The sequence below is a fragment of the Acetobacter sp. DmW_125128 genome (genome assembly GCF_008704325.1).
GTDB lineage: Bacteria > Pseudomonadota > Alphaproteobacteria > Acetobacterales > Acetobacteraceae > Acetobacter > Acetobacter oryzifermentans.
Map to the genome: position 1 here is coordinate 1 of NZ_VHOP01000064.1, position 1,232 is coordinate 1,232.

The following is a 1,232-nucleotide window of genomic DNA, read 5'->3' on the forward strand; positions in this document are numbered from 1 at the left end:
ATCGCCATTCCCTCAATCAACGCAGAAGAAATAGAATCATACAGAAGACCTCAAAACCAGGGGGTTTTTAGAACCCTCCAGGTATTACCACTGACCAATCTGAATTTGTCATAAAAAATTTTACTTTCTGAATAATATACTAAGAATACATTTTTATTATAGACATTACCTGATTTTTTACTTCTCCATAACTTTTGCGAGCATCTACAATTTTAATTGGAGCACCGTTAAACAACAAAGATCTAGTATAACTTATCTTTTTATCTAAGAGAGCAAAATTATGATCAGGCTTTCGTTCAATCGCGGTTTCCACATCAACGTCCAAAAAGATAATTATAGAGGGATGTACACTGGCCATTTTTTGATAGAGTTGACGTTCGATGCGTGCCAGCCATTTAATAATTGGACTGTTCGTCCTATCCGCTGAAAGACCAGGGCCATCGCAATATCCAATAAGCTCATTCTGTGGGTAACGATCTGTTACGACCTGAATTCCGTTTTTATGAGCAGCATACATTTTATTAAATTCTAGAAAACGCTTACAAGAGAATAAGAAAACAACAAAAGCTGTTACTGGTCCAGGAATGCGTTCCGTTGGACTGCGTGTCTTTTTAGCTTTATTCGATAGAACCCGTTCTATATATTTTCCGACAATAGGCCATTTCTGTATACGACGACCCAATTCTCCTGAACCTAGACCTAAATAAAAAATTTCAGTTTTTCGTTCTTTATTTAATATTTGTGCAATATCATGAGATAATGTCGATTTTCCAGAACCATCGCATCCGATAAATGAAATAATCGGCGCAGTATTCTCATAATAATTGGTATCACTCATGATCATTTCTCATATAAATATCACAGAATATCTAGCCATTATTTCAGACTATGATCCTACTATATTTACTACCCCAGAGTTGTTTGGAATTTTCACATAAACTATATATTCAATTCTTCAGCAAATTTAGTGCCTGAAGAAAAAACAGAGTCTATTTAACTTTTGCGTATTTTCATTGGTTATCTTTAAGCCCATAAAAAATTTTAACGGAGAGGTCATATCTCTTAAATATTAAATATTGGCAAGACTATCGACAAAAGGAATTGATATGGTTGCAAAAAAGACACACTTTATATTATCAGGTCAAATGGAGGGTTCGAAAAACCTTTGACTGAGTGCTCTTGTGCGTGATTTCAGGTTCCTTATCCTGATTTTTGCTCTGCGATTTGAGCAG

1 protein-coding gene is annotated in these 1,232 nt (G+C 35.0%); it reads right to left on the reverse strand.

Annotation, left to right across the window (positions count from 1 at the left end):
- Positions 1 to 139: 139 nt before the first annotated feature.
- Positions 140 to 838 carry a dTMP kinase gene (locus FKW19_RS14490; RefSeq protein WP_116100446.1) on the reverse strand — a complete coding sequence of 233 codons (699 nt, stop codon included), beginning with the start codon at positions 836 to 838 and terminating at the stop codon, positions 140 to 142.
- Positions 839 to 1,232: the final 394 nt, after the last annotated feature.

What these genes read in the sequence shown, in the direction of transcription:
- FKW19_RS14490 (WP_116100446.1), bottom strand. Translation starts at nt 838, where the DNA reads ATGAGTGATACCAATTATTATGAGAATACTGCGCCGATTATTTCATTT.